The sequence below is a fragment of the Frateuria sp. GZRe12 genome, assembly GCF_051900535.1.
GTDB lineage: Bacteria > Pseudomonadota > Gammaproteobacteria > Xanthomonadales > Rhodanobacteraceae > Frateuria_A.
In genome coordinates this window covers 573,510-593,399 of sequence record NZ_JBHZGI010000002.1, presented here as the reverse complement: position 1 = coordinate 593,399, position 19,890 = coordinate 573,510, and the positions used below count along the sequence as shown (strand labels likewise).

Genomic DNA, 19,890 nt, shown 5'->3' with positions numbered 1-19,890 from the left:
ACACAAGTCACCTGCGCACACTGTCAAAGATCAATCACTTGCGACTCTTTCTTTAGAATCGCCCCGAGACGTTTCGTCCCGGGTGAGCCGCCCATTCTACATTCCTTTCTCGGTCCGTCAACACCCTTTTGCGAAGAATTTTGCTTGGGGAGTTGCCGACCAGGGGGAGTTGGGCGACGGGCCGCGAATAGTAGGGACCGCGCACGAAGTTGGCAAGCGGGCGCGGCTATTTTTCTGCCGCGGCGCCCCGCAAACCGGCCTGGCGCCTAGCCCGCGACGAGCTTCACCCGCGCAAAGTTGCGCTTGCCTACCTGCAACACCCCCTCGAATCCAACACCGAATACACGCTGCGCGTCGTCCACCACGACCGCATCGATGCGCACCGCACGCTCCTTGAGCTTTCGGTTGGCCTCCGAGTTGCTGGCAGTAAGCCCTGCGGCGGTGAGCAGCGCCGGCAGGCGCCAGCCTTTGGCGGGCACGGCGATTTCGCTGAGCGGCAATAGTGAAGTGTCGCCCTCGCCCCGCACCACTGCATGCCAGCCGGCAATCGCCTGCTCGGCCGCCGCCGCGTCGTGGAAACGCGCGGCCAGCTCGCGCGCCAGCCGCAGCTTCGCATCGCGCGGATTCAGCGCGCCGCTCTCCACTTCGCGCTTCAGTCGCGCCAGCTCGTCCAGCGACACCTCGAAGCTGAGCAACTCGAACCAGCGCCACATCAGCGCGTCGTCGACCTTCATGGTCTTGGTGACGATGTCGATCGCCGGTTCATCGATACCTATGTAGTTGCCAAGGGATTTGGACATCTTGTGGATGCCGTCCAGTCCTTCCAGCAATGGCATGGTCAGCACGATCTGCGGCGGCTGGCCATGGTGTTCCTGCAGCGCTCGTCCCATCAGCAAGTTGAATTTCTGGTCGGTGCCGCCGAGCTCGACGTCGGCCTTCAGCGCCACCGAGTCATACCCCTGCACCAGCGGATAGAGGAATTCGTGGAGGGCAATCGGCTGCTGGCCGGCAAAGCGCTTGGCAAAGTCGTCGCGTTCGAGCATGCGCGCCACGGTGTGCTGCGCTGCCAGCTTGATCATGTCGGCCGCCGACATCTTGCCGAACCATTCGGAGTTGAAGCGCACCTCGGTCCGGTCGCGGTCGAGGACCTTGTACACCTGCGAGGCGTAAGTCTCGGCGTTCCTGAGCACGTCTTCGCGGCTGAGCGGCTTGCGGGTGACGTTCTTGCCGGTGGGATCCCCGATCATTCCGGTGAAGTCACCGATCAGGAAGATGACCTGGTGGCCAAGGTCCTGGAATTGGCGCATCTTGTTGAGCAGCACCGTGTGACCCAGGTGCAGGTCCGGCGCGGTGGGATCGAAGCCGGCCTTGATGCGCAGCGGGCGACCGCTCCTCAGGCGCTCGATCAGTTCTTCCTGCTTGATGACTTCGTCGGCGCCACGGGCGATCGTCGCCAGCGCCTGCTCAAGCTCGTTCATGGTTGTCCTCTATGCCGATCGGTCGACAGCCACAAGGGGCCGCCGTTCACAAAATGGCGTTAATTGTGCGTTAATAAGAAAACTAGCGCAAATCCTTGAAAGGAAAGGCGTTGACGCCCTTTATACGGGGCGGCTAAGGTACCCCGCCTGAGTACTTTGTAACGCGGGGCGAAGAGCATGGGTGAGGGTGACCGGATCGCGCGGGCGGCGCGCAAGCAGGCTATCCGCCGCAAGGCGCAACGCCGCCACATGCATTTCTACGAGCGTTGCGCGCATTGGTCCTTCAGCCGCCTGGGCGAATCCGAACCCCTGCGCTGGCATCGCGAGCGCTGGATCCTTGCCGGCACCGCGCTTCTACTGACTGCCCTTTCCGGTTTCTTCCTGCCCGCCTGGGCCAGCGCGATGCGGCCTGATCCGCAGCCTGCCGCCCACACCCTGCTGCCGCTCACGCTGCCGAAGGTTTCGCCGGCGGTCGCGACCACCCGCGCGATGGAAGACTGGCATGTGGTGCAAGTACAGCCCGGCCAGACGCTGTCGGACATCTTCCAGAACCAGGGCCTGAGCCTGGCCGACCTGCAACGCGTGATGGACGCGGCCGGCGCCGCCAAGGGCGCGTTCCACAACATTCGCCCGCATCAGGAATTCGACTTCCTGCTCGGCAGCGACGGTAGTCTGAAAGGCATCCGTTTCGACAAGGATGAAGCCAACCGCGCGGCGGTCCGCTTCGACGGTGACCAGGCTACGCTGAACATCCAGCCGCGCGCCATGGAGACCCGCGAACACGTGTCCCACGGCACCATCACCAGTTCGCTGTATGCCGCCGCGGCCAAGGCGGGCATGAGCCAGGGCATGGTCGGCAAGCTGGCGGACCTGTTCAAGTACGACATCGACTTCGTGCAGGACCTGCGCGACGGAGACAGCTTCACGGTCATCTACGACGACGTCTACCGCGACGGCAGCTACTTCGCCGAGGGCGATATCGTCGCCGCCGAGTTCGTCAATCAGGGCCATCGTTACACGGCGTACCGCTTCAAGAAGGCCGACGGCCGCTATGGCTGGTTCAGCGAAGACGGCCGCCCGATCCAGAAGTCGTTCCTGCGCATCCCGGTGGACTTCACCCGCATTTCCTCACGCTTCAGCGCCGGCCGCATGCACCCGATCCTGGGCCGCATGCGCGCGCACAAAGGCGTGGACTACGCGGCGCCCAGCGGCACGCCGATCCATGCCGCCGGCGATGGCGTAATCAAGTTCAAGGGATGGATGCGCGGCTACGGTAATTTCGTAGTGGTCCAGCACAACACGAACATCAGCACTGCCTACGGCCACATGTCGCGCTTCGCCAAGGAGCGCGTGGGCCAGCACGTCAGCCAGGGCCAGGTGATCGGCTACGTGGGCATGACCGGGCTGGCGACCGGCCCCCACCTGCACTACGAATTCCGCGTCAACGGCGTGCAGCGCGATCCGCAGACGGTGACCCTGCCCAAGCCGCAGCCACTGCCGGCTGCGCAGTTGGCCCGCTTCGAGAGCCAGGTCGTGCGCCCGCAGCTGGCGCGCCTGAAGGCGATGGACGCCAACGTCAAGCTCGCCCAGCTGCACTCGGCCACGCGCAACGACGACTGACGCCGGCTCTTGGCTACCGCGGATGACGCATCGGCCCTCTATTTGGGGCTGATCTCCGGCACCAGCGCCGACGGCGTCGACGTCGCGCTGGTGTCCTTCGAACAAGGCCTGCCTCAACTGCGCGCGGCCCTCACCCATCCGTGGCCCGATGCCTTGCGCGAGCGCGTGCTGGCGTTGGCGCAGGACCTGACCGCTTTCAATCTGGACACCTACGGGCGGCTGGATGTCGCGGTCGGGCGCCACTTCGCCGAGGCCGCGCAGGCGCTGCTGGAGACCGACGCCATCGCCCGGTCCGCCGTGCGCGCGATCGGTTCACACGGCCAGACGGTTCGCCATCGCCCCGGCGGCGAGGCGCCCTTCACGCTGCAGATCGGCGACCCGACAGTCATCGCCGAAACCTGTGGCATCGACGTGGTCGCCGACTTCCGCCGCGCCGATGTCGCGGCCGGTGGCCAGGGCGCACCGCTGCTGCCGGCGGTACACGCCATGTTGCTCGGCCAGTCGGGTGCCACCCGCGTAGTACTCAACCTGGGCGGCATTGCCAACATCACCGTGCTTGGCCCGGAAGGGCAGGTGCTCGGCTTCGATACCGGCCCCGCCAATGGCCTGCTCGATGCCTGGTGCCTGGAGCAACGCGGCGAGCCGTTCGACCGCGACGGCGCGTTCGCCGCTGCGGGCAAGGTGGACGCGCCGCTGCTCGAAGCCCTGCTGGCCGATTCCTACTTCGCGCTGCCGCCGCCCAAGAGCACCGGCCGCGAGCACTTCCACCTCGCCTGGTTGTTGCGCCAGCCGCGTGTGGCGCTGCTGTCCCCGGCCGACGTGCAGGCGACATTGCTGGAATTGACGGCGCATACGGTGGCCGACGCGATCGAGGCCCACGCGCCAGCGGCGGCGGACGTCCTCGTGTGCGGCGGCGGCGTACACAACTCCCGATTGATGGCGCGACTGGCCGAGTGGCTGGCGCCTCGACGCGTGGCGAGCACCGCCGAGCACGGCATCGATCCGGACTATCTGGAAGCGGCGGCGTTCGCCTGGCTGGCCCGCCAACGGGTGCTCGGGCTGCCCGGCAACTTGCCGGCGGTTACCGGCGCGCGCGGCCGGCGCGTGCTGGGCGCCCTGTACCTGGCTCCGCGGGAATGATCGCGGCGGTTTAGCTCAGCGTCGCAACGCGGGCGGGCGCCAACTGCGTCGGTCGAGCCAGCGAAAGCGCCTGGATGGCTTCCTGGAAGGCCGCCTTCTCGGTCAGGTCCCAATGCCCACCCAGCACCAGGCTGCCCGGGTCGAGCATGGCCTCGCTGGAGATCTGCCCGGCGGCGCTCAGGCCCAGTCCATGCCGCAAGGCGTGCAGCACGACATCGTTAATGGACCAGTGGCGGTCCTTCGCGAGCGTCTTGATCCGCTCGGCCATCAGACTGTCGATGTGTCGTATGACGAGGTCCGGCACGTGCGTCGCTCCGTGTCACGCATGCCCAGCTGGCAGCGCATGGTGGCACAGACCCACGGGGTTTGCAGCAGGCCCTTCGGCACCCCCGCCGTCCTTATGCAGGCCCCGCAGCCAGTCGCCGGAGCTAGGCTTCGGCCTGTTCCGCGGCGCGGAAACGGGGCCACAGCAGGACATACAGCAGCATCGCCGGGATCAGTGCCACCACCGTGAGCACGAAGTAGCCGCCGTAGCCCGCGGCGGTGGCAATGCCGCCGGCAAAAAAGCCCAACAGCTTGCCCGGCAGGTTCACCAGCGAGCTGAGCAGGGCGTACTGGGTGGCGGTGTGCTGGCGGTTGACCAGCATCGACAGGAACGCCACCGTCGGCGGCCCCAGCATCCCGAGCGTGAGGTTCTCGGCGGAGATCACCAGGGTCAGCGCGACCAGGTTACCCGGGTGGCCGATCAGCACGAGGTAGAACAGGTTGCTGCAGCCGCAGAGCACGATCGTCACGCCCAGCGAACGCCACGCGCCCCAGCGCGCTACCGCCGCGCCGCCGAGGAACACGCCGACGATGCCGATCCAGATGCCGTAGATCTTGGTGATCGCGCCGATCTCGGTCTTGGAGAACTGCATGTCCCGGTAGAACGGGCTCATGATGCCGCCGATGGTGGCCTGCTCGGGGATCTTGAACAGCAGGATGAACAGCAGGATGACGCCCGCCGCCTGCCAGCCATAGCGGCGGAAGAAATCGGTGAACGGCTCGATCACGCTCTCGCGCATCGCATTGCGCCAACCGGTCGGGCGCGGGCGAAGCACGTCCGGCTCGCGCGCCAGCAGCGTGGTGGCGACGGGAATCGCCATCGCCGCGGCCATGGCCAGATAGACCACGCGCCAGGGCACGTGGTCGGCCATGATCAGCGCGACGGCACCGGCCAGCAGCAGGCCGATGCGATAGCCAAGGGCATAGGTCGCCACCAGCGCGCCCTGCACGTGCGAGGGCGCGATTTCGATGCGGTAGGCATCTACTGCAATGTCCTGGGTGGCGCCGAAGAACGCCACCACCAGCGTGGCGGCCACGAACGGCCACAGTCGATCGGGCGTCAGCAGCGCCATCGCAAGCAATCCGGCGGTCACGCACAACTGGGCGAACAGCAACCAGCCGCGGCGCTGGCCCAGCCGCGCGAAGCCGGGGATGCGCCAGTGATCGAGCAGCGGCGCCCACACGAACTTGAAAGCGTAGGTCAGACCCGCACTGGCGATCATCGTGATCTCTTCCAGCTTGATCCCGTTTTCCTTCAGCCAGTACGCCAGCGTGCCGGCCACGAGCAGGAACGGCAGGCCCGAGGAGAAACCCAGCAGCGCCATCGTGCCCGCCGCCGGCTGCGCGAAGGCGCGCCAGATCGAGGGCTTGCGCGGAGCGGCGGTTGTCTCAGTCGGCATAGTCGACCGTGTATGGGGCATGGTCAGAGAAGCGCTGCTCGCGGTAGACCGAGCAGGCACGCATGCGTTCGCGCAGGCCCGGCGTGCAGACCTGGTAGTCGATGCGCCATCCGACGTTGTTCTCGCGCGCACGGCCACGGTTGGACCACCAGGTGTACTCGACCGCCTCCGGCTTGATCGCGCGGAAGCTATCGACCCAGCCGCGGGTGTGGAACAGCAGGTCCAGCCAGGCACGCTCGGCCGGCAGGCAACCGGAGTTCTTCTGGTTGGACGTCCAGTTCTTGATGTCGTTCTTCGTGTGGACGATGTTCCAGTCGCCGCAGATCACGTAGTCGCGGCCGCTGTTGAGCCAGTCATCGAAGATGGGCGCCAGGAAATCCATCGCCTTGAACTTGAACTGCTGGCGTTCCTCGCCCGAGGAACCCGAAGGCACGTACAGCGAGACCACCGACAGGTTGCCGAAGCGCGCCTCGATGTAACGTCCCTCGCAATCGAACGGCTCCCAGCCGAGCTCGGTGAGCACCGCGTCGGGCTCGCGGCGCGCGTAGATCGCCACACCGCTGTAGCCCTTCTTGCAGGTCGCGTCACGATAGAAGCAGTGATGGCCATCCGGACGGAACATCGCATCGGTGAGCTGGTCTTCCTGCGCCTTGGTTTCTTGCAGGCAGACCACGTCGGCCTGCTGCGTGCGCAGCCAGTCGAACACGCCCTTGCTGGCGGCCGAGCGGATGCCGTTGGCGTTGAGCGTGACGATTCTCATGCGGGGCGGACTCTTCGGCTTGGGGAACCCATGGATAATAGCCGTCGATTCCCGAATCTCCATGCCGGCCACCATGCAACCCTACCAACGCGACTTCATCGAACTGGCGCTCGCGCGCGACGTGCTGCGCTTTGGCGACTTCACGCTCAAGTCCGGCCGCCAGAGCCCGTACTTCTTCAACCTCGGCCGGATCGATTCCGGCGCCGCGCTGGCGCGACTGGGCGAGGCCTACGCCGCCGCGCTCGTGCGTGCAGGGTTGCCGGTGGACATGCTGTTCGGCCCGGCCTACAAGGGCATCGCACTGGCCGCCGCCACCGCCATCGCGCTGGCCACAAGCCACGGCCGCGACCTGCCCTGGGCCTACAACCGCAAGGAAGCCAAGGACCACGGCGAAGGCGGCCTGCTGGTCGGCGCGCCGCTGGCCGGGCGCGTGCTGATCGTCGATGACGTGATGACTGCCGGCACCGCCGTGCGCGAGTCGCTGGCGCTGATCCGCGCGCATGGCGCCACCCCGGCCGGCGTGCTGATCGCGCTGGACCGGCAGGAACGTGGCCAGGGCGAGCTTTCCGCCGCACAGGAAGTGGCTCGCGACCATGGCATCCCGGTGATTGCCATCACCGGCCTGGACGAGGTGCTCGCGTATGCCGGCGAGCGCCCGGAACTGGCCGCCGAGCACGCGCGCCTGCTCGATTACCGCGGTCGCTACGGTGTGTCCGCATAACCCAAGTGGCGACCGGCGTCACACGCCTGCTCGCACCCTTCGGCCACGCTCTAGGCGGTTGCCGCACGGTGGCTATACTGCCCGCCAGGAGGGGGTATCCATGCGCAAGCTCGTTTACGTCGTCGCCATCGCCCTGGCGACGACGGTCCTGACCGCCCACGCCCAGAAGGCCGCCGGCATCCGCTACCACTGGCGCGACGCGAAGGGCCTGTCGCATTACAGCGACAGTCTCACCGCCGAGGCGATGAAATACGGCTACGACCTGGTCAACGACCAGGGCTATGTGGTGCGCCACGTCGAGCGCCAGCTGAGCCCCGAGGAGCGCGCCGCCGCGGACAAGATCGCCGCCGAACAGGCCGCCCAGCGCCGCGCGGAGGAAGCGCGCCGGCGCGCCGACCTGCAGATGCTCAACGCCTATGGCGACGAGGCCTCGCTCAAGCAGGCGCAACAGGAGGAGCTGGACAGTATCGACCAGCAGATCAATACCACGCGCCTGAACCTGCACAGCCAGGAAAAGACACTGGCCGACCTGCTCGGGCGCGCCGCTGACATCGAGCGCGCCAAGGAGAAGGTGCCCAAATTCCTGGTCGACAGCATCGCCGACCAGCGCAATGTGGTTTCCAGCCAGCGCGGCACGCTGGAGCGGCTGCAGGATCGGCGGGACACGGCCGAAAAGGATGCCGCGCAGCAGCTGGAGCATTACCGCGCGCTGAAGAAGTCGCAGGACGAGCAGCGGCACTAGCGGCTGACGCGCCATGCAGGAGCGCAGCCGTGCGCTCCTGACGACGGCCTTTCGCAGGGTGCCCTCGCGGGACCGCCCGGGCGGCGGCTCCAGGCGGATCGATCAGAATCATCTGCTCGCGAAGCGCCTAAACGAAGCGCATGGGCGCCGTCTGGAAATGCGGCATCCCCGCTGCAGGAGAATCTTCAATAAAGGCAGCTCCGTGCGCGACCGGTAGCCCCACGGTCGCGCACAGGTGCGCTGCCACAACGGTTTCCCGCGAGCGGTGGTACCCCACCGCTGCGCCATCAGAACGGCAGCTTCAGGCCCGGATCGACCAGGAACAGCTGCTCGCGGAAGGCCTGCTGGATGCGCTTGAGCGCCGCCGGGTTATCCGCATCGAAGCGCAACACCAGCACCGGCGTGGTGTTGGAGGCGCGCACCAGGCCCCAGCCGTCGGGCCAGTCGGCGCGCACGCCGTCGATGGTGGTCAGCGTGGCGTCGCCGAAGGTGGCCTTGTCCTTGAATTTCTCGATGAAGCGGTAGTGCTCGCCCTCTTCGAGCGGAATCTTCAGCTCCGGCGTGGAGACGCCCTTGGGGCAGGTGGCGAAGACCTGTTCCGGCGTGCGCCCCTCGATGTCGCCAGCGAGGATCTCCAGCAGCCGCGCGCCGGCGTAAATGCCGTCGTCGAAGCCGAACCAGCGCTCCTTAAAGAAGAAATGGCCGCTCATTTCGCCAGCCAGTTCCGCCTGCGTCTCGCGCATCTTGGCCTTGATGAGCGAATGGCCGGTTCGCCACATCAGCGGGCTGCCGCCCGCCTCCAGCACCTGGCCCTTCAAGTGACCGGTGCACTTGACGTCGTAGATGATCGTGGCACCCGGCTGGCGCGAAAGCACGTCGCGCGCGAACAGCATCAGCAGGCGGTCGGGGTAGATGATCTCGCCATCCTTCGTGACCACACCCAGGCGATCGCCGTCGCCGTCGAAGGCGATACCCAGGTCAGCGCCGGTCTGGCGCACGGCATGGATGAGGTCTTCCAGGTTGTGCGGGTCGGACGGATCGGGATGATGGTTCGGGAAGGTGCCGTCCACCTCGCAGTAGAGCGGTACCACTTCGCAGCCGATGCCCTCGATCACCTGCGGCGCCAACGCGCCGGGGATGCCGTTGCCGCAGTCGACCACGACCTTCAGGCGCCGCTCGGCCTGCACGTCGGAAATGATCCGCTCGATGTAGTCGGGCACCACGTCGACATGGCGCAGGCCGCCCTGGCCGCCGGCCTCCAGCGCGCCGTTGGCGATGCGCTGGTAGAGATCCTGGATCGCGCCCTCCGACAGCGTCTCGCCGCCGACCACGATCTTGAAGCCGTTGTAGTCCGGCGGATTGTGGCTGCCGGTTACCGCCACACCGCTGCCGGTATTGAAGCGGTAGGCCGCGAAGTAAACCACCGGCGTAGGCACGGCGCCGATGTCGATCACGTCGATGCCCGCCTCGCGCAGTCCGTCGGACAGCGCGCCGGCGAGCTCCGGCCCGGACAGGCGGCCGTCGCGGCCGACCACGATTTCCGACAGTCCCTTCTCGCGCATGAGCGTGCCGATCGATTGGCCGAGCAGCCGCGCCACGCGCGCCGTCAGGGTCTTGCCGACCACCCCGCGCACGTCGTACGCGCGGAAGATGCTCGGGTCGACGGCGTCGGCCGGGCTCTCTGCGGGCGGCATCGCGCCAGGGCGCACCACCGGCGGCGCGGGCTCATGCTTGGCGGGAACTACATCGGACACCATCATCTCCTTGGATTGGATTTCCTGGCGCGGTGCCAGTCGACCCCGCAACCAGAACAGGTACAGGCCGCTACCGATGCCCAGCAGCGCCAGCAATGCCGCCAGCGGCCAGGCGCGCGGCAGCAGGATGAAGGCCGCCGGCAACGCCGCACGCACGCTGAAAGCGCTGCCGGGTACCGGCGTGGCCTCGTCCTCCGCTTCGGCCGACGAAGCCCCTCGCGAAAGAAGGCTGAGCTCGCCGCGATCGTCACCCTGGCGCAGGTCGATGCGGCCGCCACCGGGCGCAATGGACTCGAAACGGCGTTGCAGTGGCGTGAACGGCAATTCCACCCAGATCCAGGCCTGGGGGCGTTGCGCCGGGCCCAGCGGTTGCACCAGGCTCAGCCGGCGCTGACCTTTCTCCGACACCGTCTGCATGGGCAGGCTGTCGTCGGCCTGCGCACCCATCAGCTGCGCCGCCTTGGCGTAACCGAACTCGCGATAGTTGGCGTGCAACACCTCATCCAGGCCCGCGCTGTACACCTCGACATCCAGCGCTTGCGGCAGCCGCGCGCGTAACGCTTCGGCCAGCTGCGCGCGGTCGCCCTGCACGGTCGCCGGATCGAGCGCCGCGACCGCCTGCGCGACCTGCTTACGCTCACCCGCGATCTCCGACGCCAACACGCGCACGGCCTCGTCCTGCGCGGCGTGCACGCGCGCCACTTCCCCACTTTCGCTGGCGATCAACCAGGTCTGCCAGGCGCAGAACAGGCCCAGCAGCAGCAGCACGGTGCCGCCAGCCAGCGGCAGCAGGCGCCGCCATGCCACGGCGCTGTCGGCGCCCCGTCCCCTCGCGATGTTTCTCGCCATCTCGCCCCCGCCGATCGCAACGTCAGTTGATGCCTGGCTTCACTTGATGCCGGTCGAGCCGAACCCGCCGACGCCACGCCCGGAAGGCGCGAATTCCTTCACTACCCGAAGCCGCGCCTGGGCCACCGGCACCAGCAGCAGCTGCGCGATGCGATCGCCCACGCCGATGGTGTACGGTGCGTTGGACCGATTCCAGCAGGAAATCATCAGCGGACCCTGGTAGTCCGCATCGATCACGCCGACCAGGTTGCCCATGACGAGCCCGTGTTTGTGGCCCAATCCCGAGCGCGGCACGATCAGCGCGCACCAGTTCGGGTCGCCGATGTGGATGGCGATGCCGCTGGGCACCAGCACGCTCTCGCCAGGCGCCAGCGTGACAGGCGACTCGATCGCCGCGCGCAAGTCCATGCCGGCGCTGCCGGCGGTGGCCGCCTCAGGCAGCGCAATGGCCTCGCCCAGGCGCGGGTCGAGGATCTTCAGTTCGACGTCGATCATGCGCGCGCGGCCCGATAGCGCGTCGCGATGCAATCGATCAATCGCGCCGCCAGTTCGCGCTTGGACGCGCGCGGCAGGTCTTCGCCACCGCCCGGCCAGAAGATGCTCAACGCGTTGTCGTCGGCCTCGAAGCCCAGGCCCGCGCCGACGCGGTTGGCGGCGATCATGTCCAGGCCCTTGCGGGTGAGTTTGTCCTGCGCATACGCGGCCACGTCGTGCGTCTCGGCGGCGAAACCGACCAGGAACGGGTGCGGCTGCATGGCGGCGAGATCCTTGAGGATGTCCGGATTCTCGGCCAGGTCTAGCACCAGCGGGGCGCCATCATGTTTCTTGAGCTTGCGCTCAGCCACCTGCGCGGGACGATAGTCGCCCACCGCGGCGGCACCGACGTAGACGTCCGCCGAACTGGCGGCGCCGAGCACCGCCTCGCGCATCTGCGCGGCGCTGCGCACGTCCACGCGGCGCGCCACGCCGGCGGGCGTCGGCAGGCTGACCGGGCCGGCGACCAGCGTCACCTGCGCGCCGGCAGCGGCCGCCGCCTCGGCCACGGCGAAACCCATGCGGCCGGAACTGCGGTTGCCGATGAAACGCACCGGATCGATGTCCTCATACGTGGGCCCGGCGCTCACCATCACCCGCAGGCCTGCAAGCGCGCCACTGCCGAAGGAAGCGGACAGCGCGTCGCGCAGTTCGGCAGGTTCCAGCATGCGGCCCGAACCGATGTCGCCGCAGGCCTGCTCGCCGGCGGCCGGTCCCAGCACGATCACCCCGCGCGCGCGCAGCGTGGCCAGGTTGGCCTGCACCGCCGGATGCGCCCACATCTGCTGGTTCATCGCCGGCGCCAGGTACAGCGGCGCATGGCTGGCCAGGCACAGCGTGGTGAGCAGGTCGTCGGCGTGGCCGTGCGCCAGGCGGGCCAGAAGGTCGGCGCTGGCCGGGGCGATCAGTACCCGCTCGGCCCAGCGCGCCAGTTCGATGTGGCCCATCGCCGCTTCCGCGCCCTCGTCCCACAGCGAAACCCGCACCGGCTGGCCGGACAGGGCCTGGAACGTGGTCGTGCCGACGAAGTGCGTCGCTCCTTCGGTCATCACCACGCGCACCTCGGCGCCCTGCTCGCGCAGCCGGCGCACCAGTTCGCAGGACTTGTAGGCGGCGATACCCGCCGAGACGCCGAGCAGGATGCGACGTTGGGCAAGACTCATGTAGGACGGGCCTGACAACCGGGCGATGCGCTAGCTTACCGGATTCATCAAGGCCTACTGCTGCCGCCGGTCGCACTCCGGCGGGCAGGATCGACCGGATGAGCATCCGACACTGGCCCAGCGGCGAACGTCCGCGCGAAAAGCTGCTGCAGCATGGCAGCGCGTCCCTATCCGATGCCGAACTGCTGGCGGTGCTGCTGGGCAGCGGCGTGCCCGGCAAGGACGCGATTGCGCTGGGTCGAGAACTGCTCACCGAAGCCGGCGGACTGGCCGCCCTGCTCGGTCGCGCCGATGGTCCCGGTCCCACGACCGGCCTGGGGCCGGCCAAGCGCGCGCGCATCGTCGCGGCGCTGGAACTGGCCCGCCGCAGCCTGGGCGAGCAGCTGCAGGCGTTGCCCAGCCTGGGCAGCCCGCGCGACAGCGGCGATTACCTCTCCGCCCGCCTGCGCCATTTGCCCTACGAGGTGTTTGGTTGCCTCTATTTGGACAACCGCCATCGCGTGCTCGCCTTCGAAGAGTTGTTCCGCGGCACCGTGGATGGTGCCAGCGTGCATCCGCGCGAAGTGGTACGAGCGTGCCTGAAGCACAACGCCTGCGCGGTGATTTTCGCGCATAACCATCCGAGCGGCGTGGCCGAACCCAGCGCCGCCGACCGCGCGATCACCCGGGAGCTGCGCGAAGCACTGCAACTGGTCGGCGTGCGCGTGCTCGACCACTTGGTGATCGGCCACGGCACGCCGGTGTCGATGGCCGAACGTGGACTGCTGTAGTCCGCCGTCCGCCAAAAAAAAGGCGGTGCGCTGGGGAAAGGCGCACCGCCGGGGAGCGCACCTGCCGGGGAGAGGGCGGGCACAGGGCCAGCGTGGCACCGGTCGATGACAGGCCGATGACGACCAGAGGCCTTGACAGTCGCGAAATCATGCGAAACCAGTTATGCACAGCGCGACTGGATTGGCCTTGCCGACCAACAGTTGCCGGCCCGCATAAAACAGCGTCTGCAATTCATTGTTTTTAAAGGATTGTGATCTTTACAAGCCGTTTACCTCTAGCCGCACCGCCTTGTCGCGGCTCCTTGGCGCCGCTTTCCCCACAGACTTATCCACAGACTTGTCCTGGCTCAGGCGATGGCGCGCAGCCGACAGGGCATTGCTTCAGCCTTTTGCCCGGCACGGCCCGGTTCGCTGCCCCGGCAGCCAAGGTCGATGGTTGACCGGCTCTGCTAGGATTGACGGTTCCCATCGCCTACCGATCCCAGCCGTGAAACAAGCACTGCGCGACCTGCTGCTGCAGGCCATCCGGACCCTGCAGGACCAAGCCGTCCTGCCCGCCGACCTCGAGCTTCCCCCGTTCGTGGTGGAGCGCGCGCGCAGCCGCGAGCATGGCGATTTCGCCACCAATGCGGCGATGCTGCTGGCGAAACCGGCGCGCGCCAAGCCGCGCGAGCTGGCCGAGAAGCTCGTCGCTGCCCTGCCCGCCAGCGCGCTGGTGGAAAAAACCGAAATCGCAGGCCCCGGCTTCGTCAACTTTTTCCTGGGCGCGGGCGCCTACCACGCCGAAGTGCGGCGCATCTTCGCCGAAGGCGAAGCCTATGGCCGCAATGCCGCGGGCTCGGGCACCACCGCAGGCGTGGAATTCGTCTCTGCCAACCCGACCGGCCCGTTGCACGTGGGCCACGGCCGCGCCGCGGCGATCGGCGACTGCCTGGCCCGCCTGCTGGAAGCGACCGGCTGGAACGTCAAGCGCGAGTTCTACTACAACGACGCCGGCGTGCAGATCCAGAACCTCGCGATCTCGGTGCAGGCGCGCGCCCGCGGCTTGGCCCCGGGCGACGGTGGCTGGCCGGAGGACGGCTACCGCGGCGACTACATCGCCGACGTGGCGCGGGCGTACCTCGCTGGCGAATCGGTGGTGGCCGACGGCCACACCGTCACCGGCGCCAGGGACCCGGAAGACCTCGACGCCATCCGCCACTTCGCCGTCGCCTCGCTGCGCCGCGAACAGGACCTGGATCTGAAGGCCTTCGGCGTCGGCTTCGACACCTACTTCCTGGAGTCCTCGCTCTACACCGACGGCAAGGTGGACGAGACCGTGCGCGAGCTGATCGCCCATGGTCACACCTACGAGGACGGCGGCGCGCTGTGGCTTCGCACCACCGACTACGGGGACGACAAGGACCGCGTGATGCGCAAGTCCGACGGCACCTTCACCTACTTCGTACCGGATGTCGCCTATCACCGCTCCAAGTGGCAGCGCGGCTACACCCGCGCGATCACCGAACTGGGCTCGGACCACCACGGTTCGCTGGCGCGCGTGAAAGCCGGCCTGCAGGCGCTCGACTGCGGCATTCCCAAGGGCTGGCCGGAGTACGTGCTGCACCAGATGGTCACCGTGATGCGCGGCGGCGAGGAGGTGAAGATCTCCAAGCGCGCCGGTAGCTACGTGACCCTGCGCGACCTCATCGACGAGGCCGGCCGCGATGCCACGCGCTATTTCCTGATCTCGCGCAAGGCCGACTCGCAGCTGGTGTTCGACATCGACCTGGCCCGTTCGCAGAGCAACGACAACCCGGTCTACTACATCCAGTACGCCCACGCGCGGGTGTGCTCGGTGCTGCGCCAGGCGGGCGAAAAGGGCTTTGCCGTCGACCTCGATCAGGGCCAGGCCGAACTGGCGCGGCTGGACAACGAGCACGAGCAGATCCTGCTCACCGAGCTTTCGAAGTATCCCGAGATCGTCGACGCCGCCGCCGCCAACCTCGAGCCTCACCTGCTCGCCGGCTGGCTGCGCGAACTGGCCAATGCCTTCCACACCTACTACAACTCGCACCAGTTCCTGGTCGAGGACGCCGCGCTGCGCAATGCGCGCCTGGCGCTGGTGGTGGCCACGCGACAAGTATTGAAGAACGGGCTGGGCCTGCTGGGCCTTTCCGCCCCGGAGAGCATGTAATGGCAGCACGCAAGGGCAAGGGTCGTCAGGCCGTACGCAACCGCAAGGGTGGCTTCCCCGCCTGGGGCTGGGCCGTGATCGGCATCGTCGTGGGGGTGATCGCGATGGTGGCGCTGACCCGCCGTTCGATGCTGCCGATGGCGCCCAACGGCCCGCAGCCAAACCCGCAGGCCACCGCGCAGGGCGACGGCGACAAGGGCCTGGCGCCGGCCGAGAGCGCGCCGAAGAAGCCGCAGTACGACTTCTACTCGGTGCTGTCGGAGAAGGAAGTGCGCATCCCCGACGAGCAGATCAGCGCCCAGGCGCGCGCCGAGCAGCAGCAGAAGCAGCAGGCCGCGCAGCAGGCCGCGGCGGCCGCGGCGCAGCAGCAACAGGCGGCCAGCGCGAACGCACCGGCCGCGGTCACCGAAAACATCCAGGCCGCACCCGCCTCCGCGGTGCCACCGCCGGCCGCCGGCAGCGGCTACCTGCTGCAGGTCGGCGCCTTCCCCGCCGCGGCCGATGCCGAGGCGCTGAAGGCCAAGCTGGCGCTGCAGGGTTTCGTGGCCAACGTGCAGACCGTGCAGGTCGGCAGCCAGACCTTCCACCGCGTGCGCCTGGGACCATACCGATCGGCCACCGAGCTGGAGTCGGTGCAGAACCGCCTGGCCGGCGCGGGCTACAAGGCGATCGCGCTCAAGGAAGGCCGCTGACATGAGCGCCAAGGTCGCCTGGATCACCGGTGCCACCTCCGGCTTCGGTGCCGCGACCGTGGACCGCTTCGTCGCGGGCGGCTGGCGCGTGGTCGCCAGTGGTCGCCGCGCCGAGCGGCTGCAGCAGCTGCTCGACCGGCACGGCGCCGGCCGCGTGCACACCGTGGCTTTCGACATCCGCGACGAAGCGGCGATGCGCGCCGCACACGCGGGCCTGCCCGCCGACTTCGCGGCCATCGATCTGCTGGTGAACAACGCCGGGCTGGCGCTGGGCACGGCGCCGGCACAGCAGGCGGACTTGGCGCAGTGGAAGCAGATGATCGACACCAACGTCACCGCGCTGGTGACGCTGACGCGCCTGCTGTTGCCCACGCTGATCGAGCGGCGCGGCGCGATCGTCAACATCAGCTCCACCGCGAGCACCTATCCCTATCCGGGCGGCAACGTGTACGGCGGCACCAAGGCCTTCGTCTCGCAGTTCTCGCTGGGACTGCGCGCGGACCTGCACGGCACCGGCGTGCGCGTGACCTCGGTTGAACCGGGCATGGCCGAGACCGAGTTCACCCTGGTGCGCACCGGCGGCGACCAGGCTGCCTCCGACAAGCTCTATGCCGGCGCCCAGCCGATCACCGCGGGCGACATCGCCCAGACGCTATGGTGGATTGCCAATCTGCCGGAGCACCTCAACGTCAACCGCATCGAACTGATGCCGACCAGCCAGGCGTTCGGCGGCTTCCAGGTGCATCGCGAGTGACGTGCAGGGTGGGCTTCGGCCCACCAGAACCGTGCGGAAGGAACCGGTGGGCCAAAGCCCGCCCCACGAAATCCGTTACTGCATATGCCAGCCGTGGCTGACCACGAAGCTTTGGCCGGTCAGCGCCGCGCTCGGGAAGGTGGCAAGGAAAAGCGCAGTCTGCGCCACGTCCTCCAGCGTGGTGAAAACGCCATCGACCGTGTGCTTGAGCATCACGTTGCGGATCACGTCCTCTTCGCTGATCCCGAGTTCCTTCGCCTGCTCCGGGATCTGCTTCTCCACCAGCGGCGTGCGTACGAAACCCGGACAGATCACATGCGAGCGCACGTTGTGCGGCGCGCCTTCCTTGGCCAGCGTGCGGGCCAGGCCCAGCAGGCCGTGCTTGGCGGTGACGTAGGGCGCCTTGAGCACCGAGGCTTCGTGCGAGTGCACCGAGCCCATGTAGATCACGACGCCGCCGCGGTTGCCCTTGTACATGTGCTTCAGCGCCGCGCGGGTGGTGAGGAATGCACCGTCCAGGTGGATCGCCAGCATCTTCTTCCAGTCGGCGAAGGCGAAGCTTTCGATCGGGTTGACGATCTGCACGCCGGCATTGGAGATGAGGATGTCCAGATGGTCAAACGCCCGTATCACCGCTTCGGTACCGGCATCCACGGCTTGCTCGTCGGTAACGTCCATCGCCACGCCCATCGCACGGCCGCCGGATGCGTTGATCTGCGACGCCGCGGCTTCGGCCGCCTGCCGGTTGATGTCGGCGATCGCCACCATCGCGCCTTCGCGTGCGTAGAGCTCGGCGATCGCCTTGCCGATGCCGCTGGCGGCACCGGTGATGAGGGCGACCTTGCCGTCGAGAGTGGCCATGGCTTGTGCTCCGCAGGGGGGAGTCCGGGATTGTAGGCCGCGCGCCGCCAGCCGCCATCGGACCTTGGTGCAAGGTTCCGGCTTTCTGTTGGAGCGCACCCTGTACGCGATCGCAGGTGCACTGCGGTCGCGCACAAGATGCGCTCCTACAAGGGTACGCCCGCCTAGTCGGCGAGGTACGTGTAAGCGGTCAGACCGGCGTCGAGATCGCGGTAGAGCGCCTCGCCCGGTTCCGCCCCGATCCCCGCCGCCGAGATGCGCTCGCGGTAGCTCTGCCGCAGCGCGGCCAGGTCATACCCGACGTAATCGAGCATAACGTCGGTGGTATCGCCGCGGCGCACGTGGTCGAACACGTAGCCTTCGCCGTTTGCGCGCACGTTCACCGCGTCGGTGTCGCCGAACAGGTTGTGGATGTCGCCCAGCGTCTCCTGGTAGGCGCCCACCATGAACAGGCCCAGGCAGTAGTCCTCGCCCGAACGCGGACGATGCAGCGGCAGGCTCACGTCCACGCCCTCGGCATCCACGTAGTGGTCGATGCGCCCGTCCGAATCGCAGGTGAGGTCCACGATCACACCGCGCCTGGTGGGCGGTTCGTCCAGGCGCGTGACCGGCACGATCGGGAAGATCTGGTCGATCGCCCAGATGTCCGGCACCGACTCGAACACCGAGAAGTTGAGGAAGTACTTGTCGACCAGCTTTTCGTCCAGTTCGTCCAGCAAGGCGCGATGCGCGCGGTCGGCAGGTGACAATCGCCCGCGCACCGCGTTGGCGACCAGGTAGAACAGCTCATCCAGCCGCGCGCGATCGGCCAGGCCGAGCTGGCCCAACGCAAACAGCGACTGTCCTTCGGCCAGGTGGTGCTGCGCCTCGTGGTACAGCTCCAGCGGCGGGCGTTCGCCCAGCGCGGCATGCACCTCGCGCAGGTGGCGCAGCACGGTCGGCTCGCCCTCGCGCGGCGGCGGCAGCGCGCCGGCCGGCACCTCCTCCACCTCGGTCACGTCGGATACCAGCACCGCGTGGTGCGCGGTCATCGCCCGCCCGGCCTCGGTGAGGATATGCGGCGCGGGCAGCTTCTCGGCGGCGACCGCGTCGGCCAGTGACTGCACGATGGTCAGCGCGTACTGCTCCATCGAATAGTTGATCGAGTTGTGGCTGCGCGAGCGCGAGCCCTCGTAGTCCACGCCCAGGCCGCCGCCGACGTCGACGATGTCCAGCGGCACGCCCATGCGCGAGAGTTCGACGAAATAGCGCGTCGCCTCGCGCATGCCATTGGCGATGTCGCGCACGTTGGAGATCTGCGAACCCATGTGGAAGTGCTGCAGCCTGAGCGTGTGCTTGAGGCCGACCTTGTCCAGCGCCGCCACCAGCTCGAGCACCTGCACCGGCGAGAGCCCGAACTTGCCCTTGTCGCCGCCGGTGTTCTGCCACTTGCCGGCGCCGATCGAGGCGAGGCGCACGCGCACGCCGAGCAGCGGCTCGACGTCCAGCGCCTTCGCTTCGGCAATGACGTGCTCGAGCTCGGAGAGCTTCTCGATGACGATGAACACGCGCAGGCCCAGCTTGCGCCCGATCAGCGCCAGGCGGATGTATTCGCGGTCTTTGTAGCCGTTGCAGATCACGATGGAGCCAGGCCGCGCCAGGGCCAGCACCGCCATCAGCTCGGGCTTGGAACCGGCCTCCAGGCCGAAGCCCTCGCTGCCGGCGGCGACCAGTTCCTGCACCACGCCACGCTGCTGGTTGACCTTGATCGGGAAAATGGCGGTGTAGCCACCGGCGTAGCCGGTCTCGCGGATCGCCCCGGCAAACGCGCCCAGCATGCGCTTGAGGCGATCGGCCAGGATGTCGGGAAAACGTACCAGCAACGGCAGGCGCAGCCCCTGGGCACGCGCCTGTTCGACGATCTGCGGCAGCGACAGCGAGGGGCCGTGGGCGCCGCGCGGCCGCATCACGATGCCGCCGTGGGCATCGATGTCGACGTAACCGTCGCTCCAGTAGGGCACGGCATAAAGTTGGCGGGCGTCGTCGACGGTCCAGGACGTGGACATGGCAAGGGTCTCCTTCAAGGCAAACGGGATCCATGCACGTCGCAGCGGCGAGCCTTGACGCATTGCTCGATCGAGCAGAAGGCCCACCGGCCGGAAGCCTCGCACGC

17 protein-coding genes are annotated in these 19,890 nt (G+C 67.8%); 8 read left to right on the top strand and 9 right to left on the bottom strand.

The window, feature by feature from the left end; genetic code table 11:
* Nucleotides 1-266: 266 nt before the first annotated feature.
* The gene (tyrS, locus tag ACFWZ4_RS08480) at nt 267-1,478 is read right to left on the bottom strand and encodes a tyrosine--tRNA ligase (RefSeq protein ID WP_439704277.1); all 1,212 of its coding nucleotides are present in this window, start codon (nt 1,476-1,478) and stop codon (nt 267-269) included.
* Nucleotides 1,479-1,655: 177 nt separating this feature from the next.
* On the opposite strand from tyrS, the gene ACFWZ4_RS08475 reads away from it, so the two are divergent.
* A complete protein-coding gene (locus ACFWZ4_RS08475; protein WP_439704276.1) occupies nt 1,656-3,098 on the top strand; it encodes an OapA family protein in 1,443 nt (480 codons plus the stop codon).
* A gap of 9 nt (nt 3,099-3,107) precedes the next feature.
* Complete coding sequence (locus ACFWZ4_RS08470; protein WP_439704275.1) at nt 3,108-4,238, top strand: anhydro-N-acetylmuramic acid kinase; 1,131 nt, start codon at nt 3,108-3,110, stop codon at nt 4,236-4,238.
* A 10-nt stretch (nt 4,239-4,248) separates the two neighbouring features.
* Here ACFWZ4_RS08470 and ACFWZ4_RS08465 read toward each other — a convergent pair whose 3' ends face one another.
* From ACFWZ4_RS08465 to ACFWZ4_RS08455, 3 genes are all read right to left on the bottom strand, one after another.
* On the bottom strand, nt 4,249-4,542 hold the full coding sequence (locus tag ACFWZ4_RS08465; protein WP_439704274.1) for a hypothetical protein: 294 nt from the start codon (nt 4,540-4,542) through the stop codon (nt 4,249-4,251).
* Between the two features lie 124 nt (nt 4,543-4,666).
* Nucleotides 4,667-5,962, bottom strand: a complete 1,296-nt coding sequence (locus ACFWZ4_RS08460; RefSeq protein ID WP_439704273.1) for an AmpG family muropeptide MFS transporter — start codon at nt 5,960-5,962, stop codon at nt 4,667-4,669.
* Nucleotides 5,952-6,722 (bottom strand): exodeoxyribonuclease III, encoded by a 771-nt coding sequence (locus ACFWZ4_RS08455; RefSeq protein ID WP_439704272.1) that lies wholly within the window; start codon nt 6,720-6,722, stop codon nt 5,952-5,954. Before ACFWZ4_RS08455 ends, ACFWZ4_RS08460 begins: the two co-directional genes overlap by 11 nt.
* 73 nt (nt 6,723-6,795) lie before the next feature.
* On the opposite strand from ACFWZ4_RS08455, the gene pyrE reads away from it, so the two are divergent.
* On the top strand, nt 6,796-7,443 hold the full coding sequence (gene pyrE / locus ACFWZ4_RS08450) for an orotate phosphoribosyltransferase (RefSeq protein ID WP_231322428.1): 648 nt from the start codon (nt 6,796-6,798) through the stop codon (nt 7,441-7,443).
* Between the two features lie 100 nt (nt 7,444-7,543).
* A complete protein-coding gene (locus ACFWZ4_RS08445; RefSeq protein WP_439704271.1) occupies nt 7,544-8,185 on the top strand; it encodes a DUF4124 domain-containing protein in 642 nt (213 codons plus the stop codon).
* Between the two features lie 287 nt (nt 8,186-8,472).
* On the opposite strand, the gene ACFWZ4_RS08440 is transcribed toward ACFWZ4_RS08445, so the two are convergent.
* From ACFWZ4_RS08440 to coaBC, 3 genes are read right to left on the bottom strand one after another with little or no spacing between them, the layout of a single operon-like run.
* Entirely contained in the window at nt 8,473-10,788 is a 2,316-nt protein-coding gene (locus tag ACFWZ4_RS08440; RefSeq protein WP_439704270.1) for a phosphomannomutase/phosphoglucomutase, read from the bottom strand.
* A 39-nt stretch (nt 10,789-10,827) separates the two neighbouring features.
* Nucleotides 10,828-11,283: a dUTP diphosphatase gene (gene dut, locus ACFWZ4_RS08435; protein WP_439704269.1), complete on the bottom strand. Its 456-nt coding sequence runs from the start codon at nt 11,281-11,283 to the stop codon at nt 10,828-10,830.
* Complete coding sequence (coaBC, locus tag ACFWZ4_RS08430; protein ID WP_439704268.1) at nt 11,280-12,485, bottom strand: bifunctional phosphopantothenoylcysteine decarboxylase/phosphopantothenate--cysteine ligase CoaBC; 1,206 nt, start codon at nt 12,483-12,485, stop codon at nt 11,280-11,282. The genes dut and coaBC overlap by 4 nt, the downstream gene beginning before the upstream one ends.
* A gap of 98 nt (nt 12,486-12,583) precedes the next feature.
* Between coaBC and radC the strand changes: the two genes are divergently transcribed.
* The 4 genes from radC to ACFWZ4_RS08410 all read left to right on the top strand — a co-directional run bounded on the left by radC (nt 12,584) and on the right by ACFWZ4_RS08410 (nt 16,877).
* Nucleotides 12,584-13,255: a RadC family protein gene (radC, locus tag ACFWZ4_RS08425; RefSeq protein ID WP_439704267.1), complete on the top strand. Its 672-nt coding sequence runs from the start codon at nt 12,584-12,586 to the stop codon at nt 13,253-13,255.
* Nucleotides 13,256-13,742: 487 nt separating this feature from the next.
* Nucleotides 13,743-15,431 carry an arginine--tRNA ligase gene (gene argS, locus ACFWZ4_RS08420; protein ID WP_439704266.1) on the top strand — a complete coding sequence of 563 codons (1,689 nt, stop codon included), beginning with the start codon at nt 13,743-13,745 and terminating at the stop codon, nt 15,429-15,431.
* Entirely contained in the window at nt 15,431-16,123 is a 693-nt protein-coding gene (locus ACFWZ4_RS08415; RefSeq protein WP_439704265.1) for an SPOR domain-containing protein, read from the top strand. Before argS ends, ACFWZ4_RS08415 begins: the two co-directional genes overlap by 1 nt.
* A 1-nt stretch (nt 16,124) precedes the next feature.
* Nucleotides 16,125-16,877: an SDR family NAD(P)-dependent oxidoreductase gene (locus ACFWZ4_RS08410; RefSeq protein WP_439704264.1), complete on the top strand. Its 753-nt coding sequence runs from the start codon at nt 16,125-16,127 to the stop codon at nt 16,875-16,877.
* Nucleotides 16,878-16,952: 75 nt separating this feature from the next.
* Here ACFWZ4_RS08410 and ACFWZ4_RS08405 read toward each other — a convergent pair whose 3' ends face one another.
* Both ACFWZ4_RS08405 and speA read right to left on the bottom strand, forming a co-directional pair.
* The gene (locus ACFWZ4_RS08405) at nt 16,953-17,738 is read right to left on the bottom strand and encodes a 3-hydroxybutyrate dehydrogenase (RefSeq protein ID WP_439704263.1); all 786 of its coding nucleotides are present in this window, start codon (nt 17,736-17,738) and stop codon (nt 16,953-16,955) included.
* Nucleotides 17,739-17,902: 164 nt separating this feature from the next.
* Complete coding sequence (speA, locus tag ACFWZ4_RS08400) at nt 17,903-19,783, bottom strand: biosynthetic arginine decarboxylase (RefSeq protein ID WP_439704262.1); 1,881 nt, start codon at nt 19,781-19,783, stop codon at nt 17,903-17,905.
* Between the last annotated feature and the right edge of the window lie 107 nt (nt 19,784-19,890).

Coding starts and splice junctions, on each gene's coding strand:
- ACFWZ4_RS08475 (WP_439704276.1), top strand. CDS start 1,656: ATGGGTGAGGGTGACCGGATCGCGCGGGCGGCGCGCAAGCAGGCTATC.
- pyrE (WP_231322428.1), top strand. CDS start 6,796: ATGCAACCCTACCAACGCGACTTCATCGAACTGGCGCTCGCGCGCGAC.
- ACFWZ4_RS08405 (WP_439704263.1), bottom strand. CDS start 17,738: ATGGCCACTCTCGACGGCAAGGTCGCCCTCATCACCGGTGCCGCCAGC.
- ACFWZ4_RS08415 (WP_439704265.1), top strand. CDS start 15,431: ATGGCAGCACGCAAGGGCAAGGGTCGTCAGGCCGTACGCAACCGCAAG.
- ACFWZ4_RS08445 (WP_439704271.1), top strand. CDS start 7,544: ATGCGCAAGCTCGTTTACGTCGTCGCCATCGCCCTGGCGACGACGGTC.
- dut (WP_439704269.1), bottom strand. CDS start 11,283: ATGATCGACGTCGAACTGAAGATCCTCGACCCGCGCCTGGGCGAGGCC.
- coaBC (WP_439704268.1), bottom strand. CDS start 12,485: ATGAGTCTTGCCCAACGTCGCATCCTGCTCGGCGTCTCGGCGGGTATC.
- ACFWZ4_RS08410 (WP_439704264.1), top strand. CDS start 16,125: ATGAGCGCCAAGGTCGCCTGGATCACCGGTGCCACCTCCGGCTTCGGT.
- speA (WP_439704262.1), bottom strand. CDS start 19,783: ATGTCCACGTCCTGGACCGTCGACGACGCCCGCCAACTTTATGCCGTG.
- ACFWZ4_RS08460 (WP_439704273.1), bottom strand. CDS start 5,962: ATGCCGACTGAGACAACCGCCGCTCCGCGCAAGCCCTCGATCTGGCGC.
- tyrS (WP_439704277.1), bottom strand. CDS start 1,478: ATGAACGAGCTTGAGCAGGCGCTGGCGACGATCGCCCGTGGCGCCGAC.
- ACFWZ4_RS08455 (WP_439704272.1), bottom strand. CDS start 6,722: ATGAGAATCGTCACGCTCAACGCCAACGGCATCCGCTCGGCCGCCAGC.
- radC (WP_439704267.1), top strand. CDS start 12,584: ATGAGCATCCGACACTGGCCCAGCGGCGAACGTCCGCGCGAAAAGCTG.
- ACFWZ4_RS08440 (WP_439704270.1), bottom strand. CDS start 10,788: ATGGCGAGAAACATCGCGAGGGGACGGGGCGCCGACAGCGCCGTGGCA.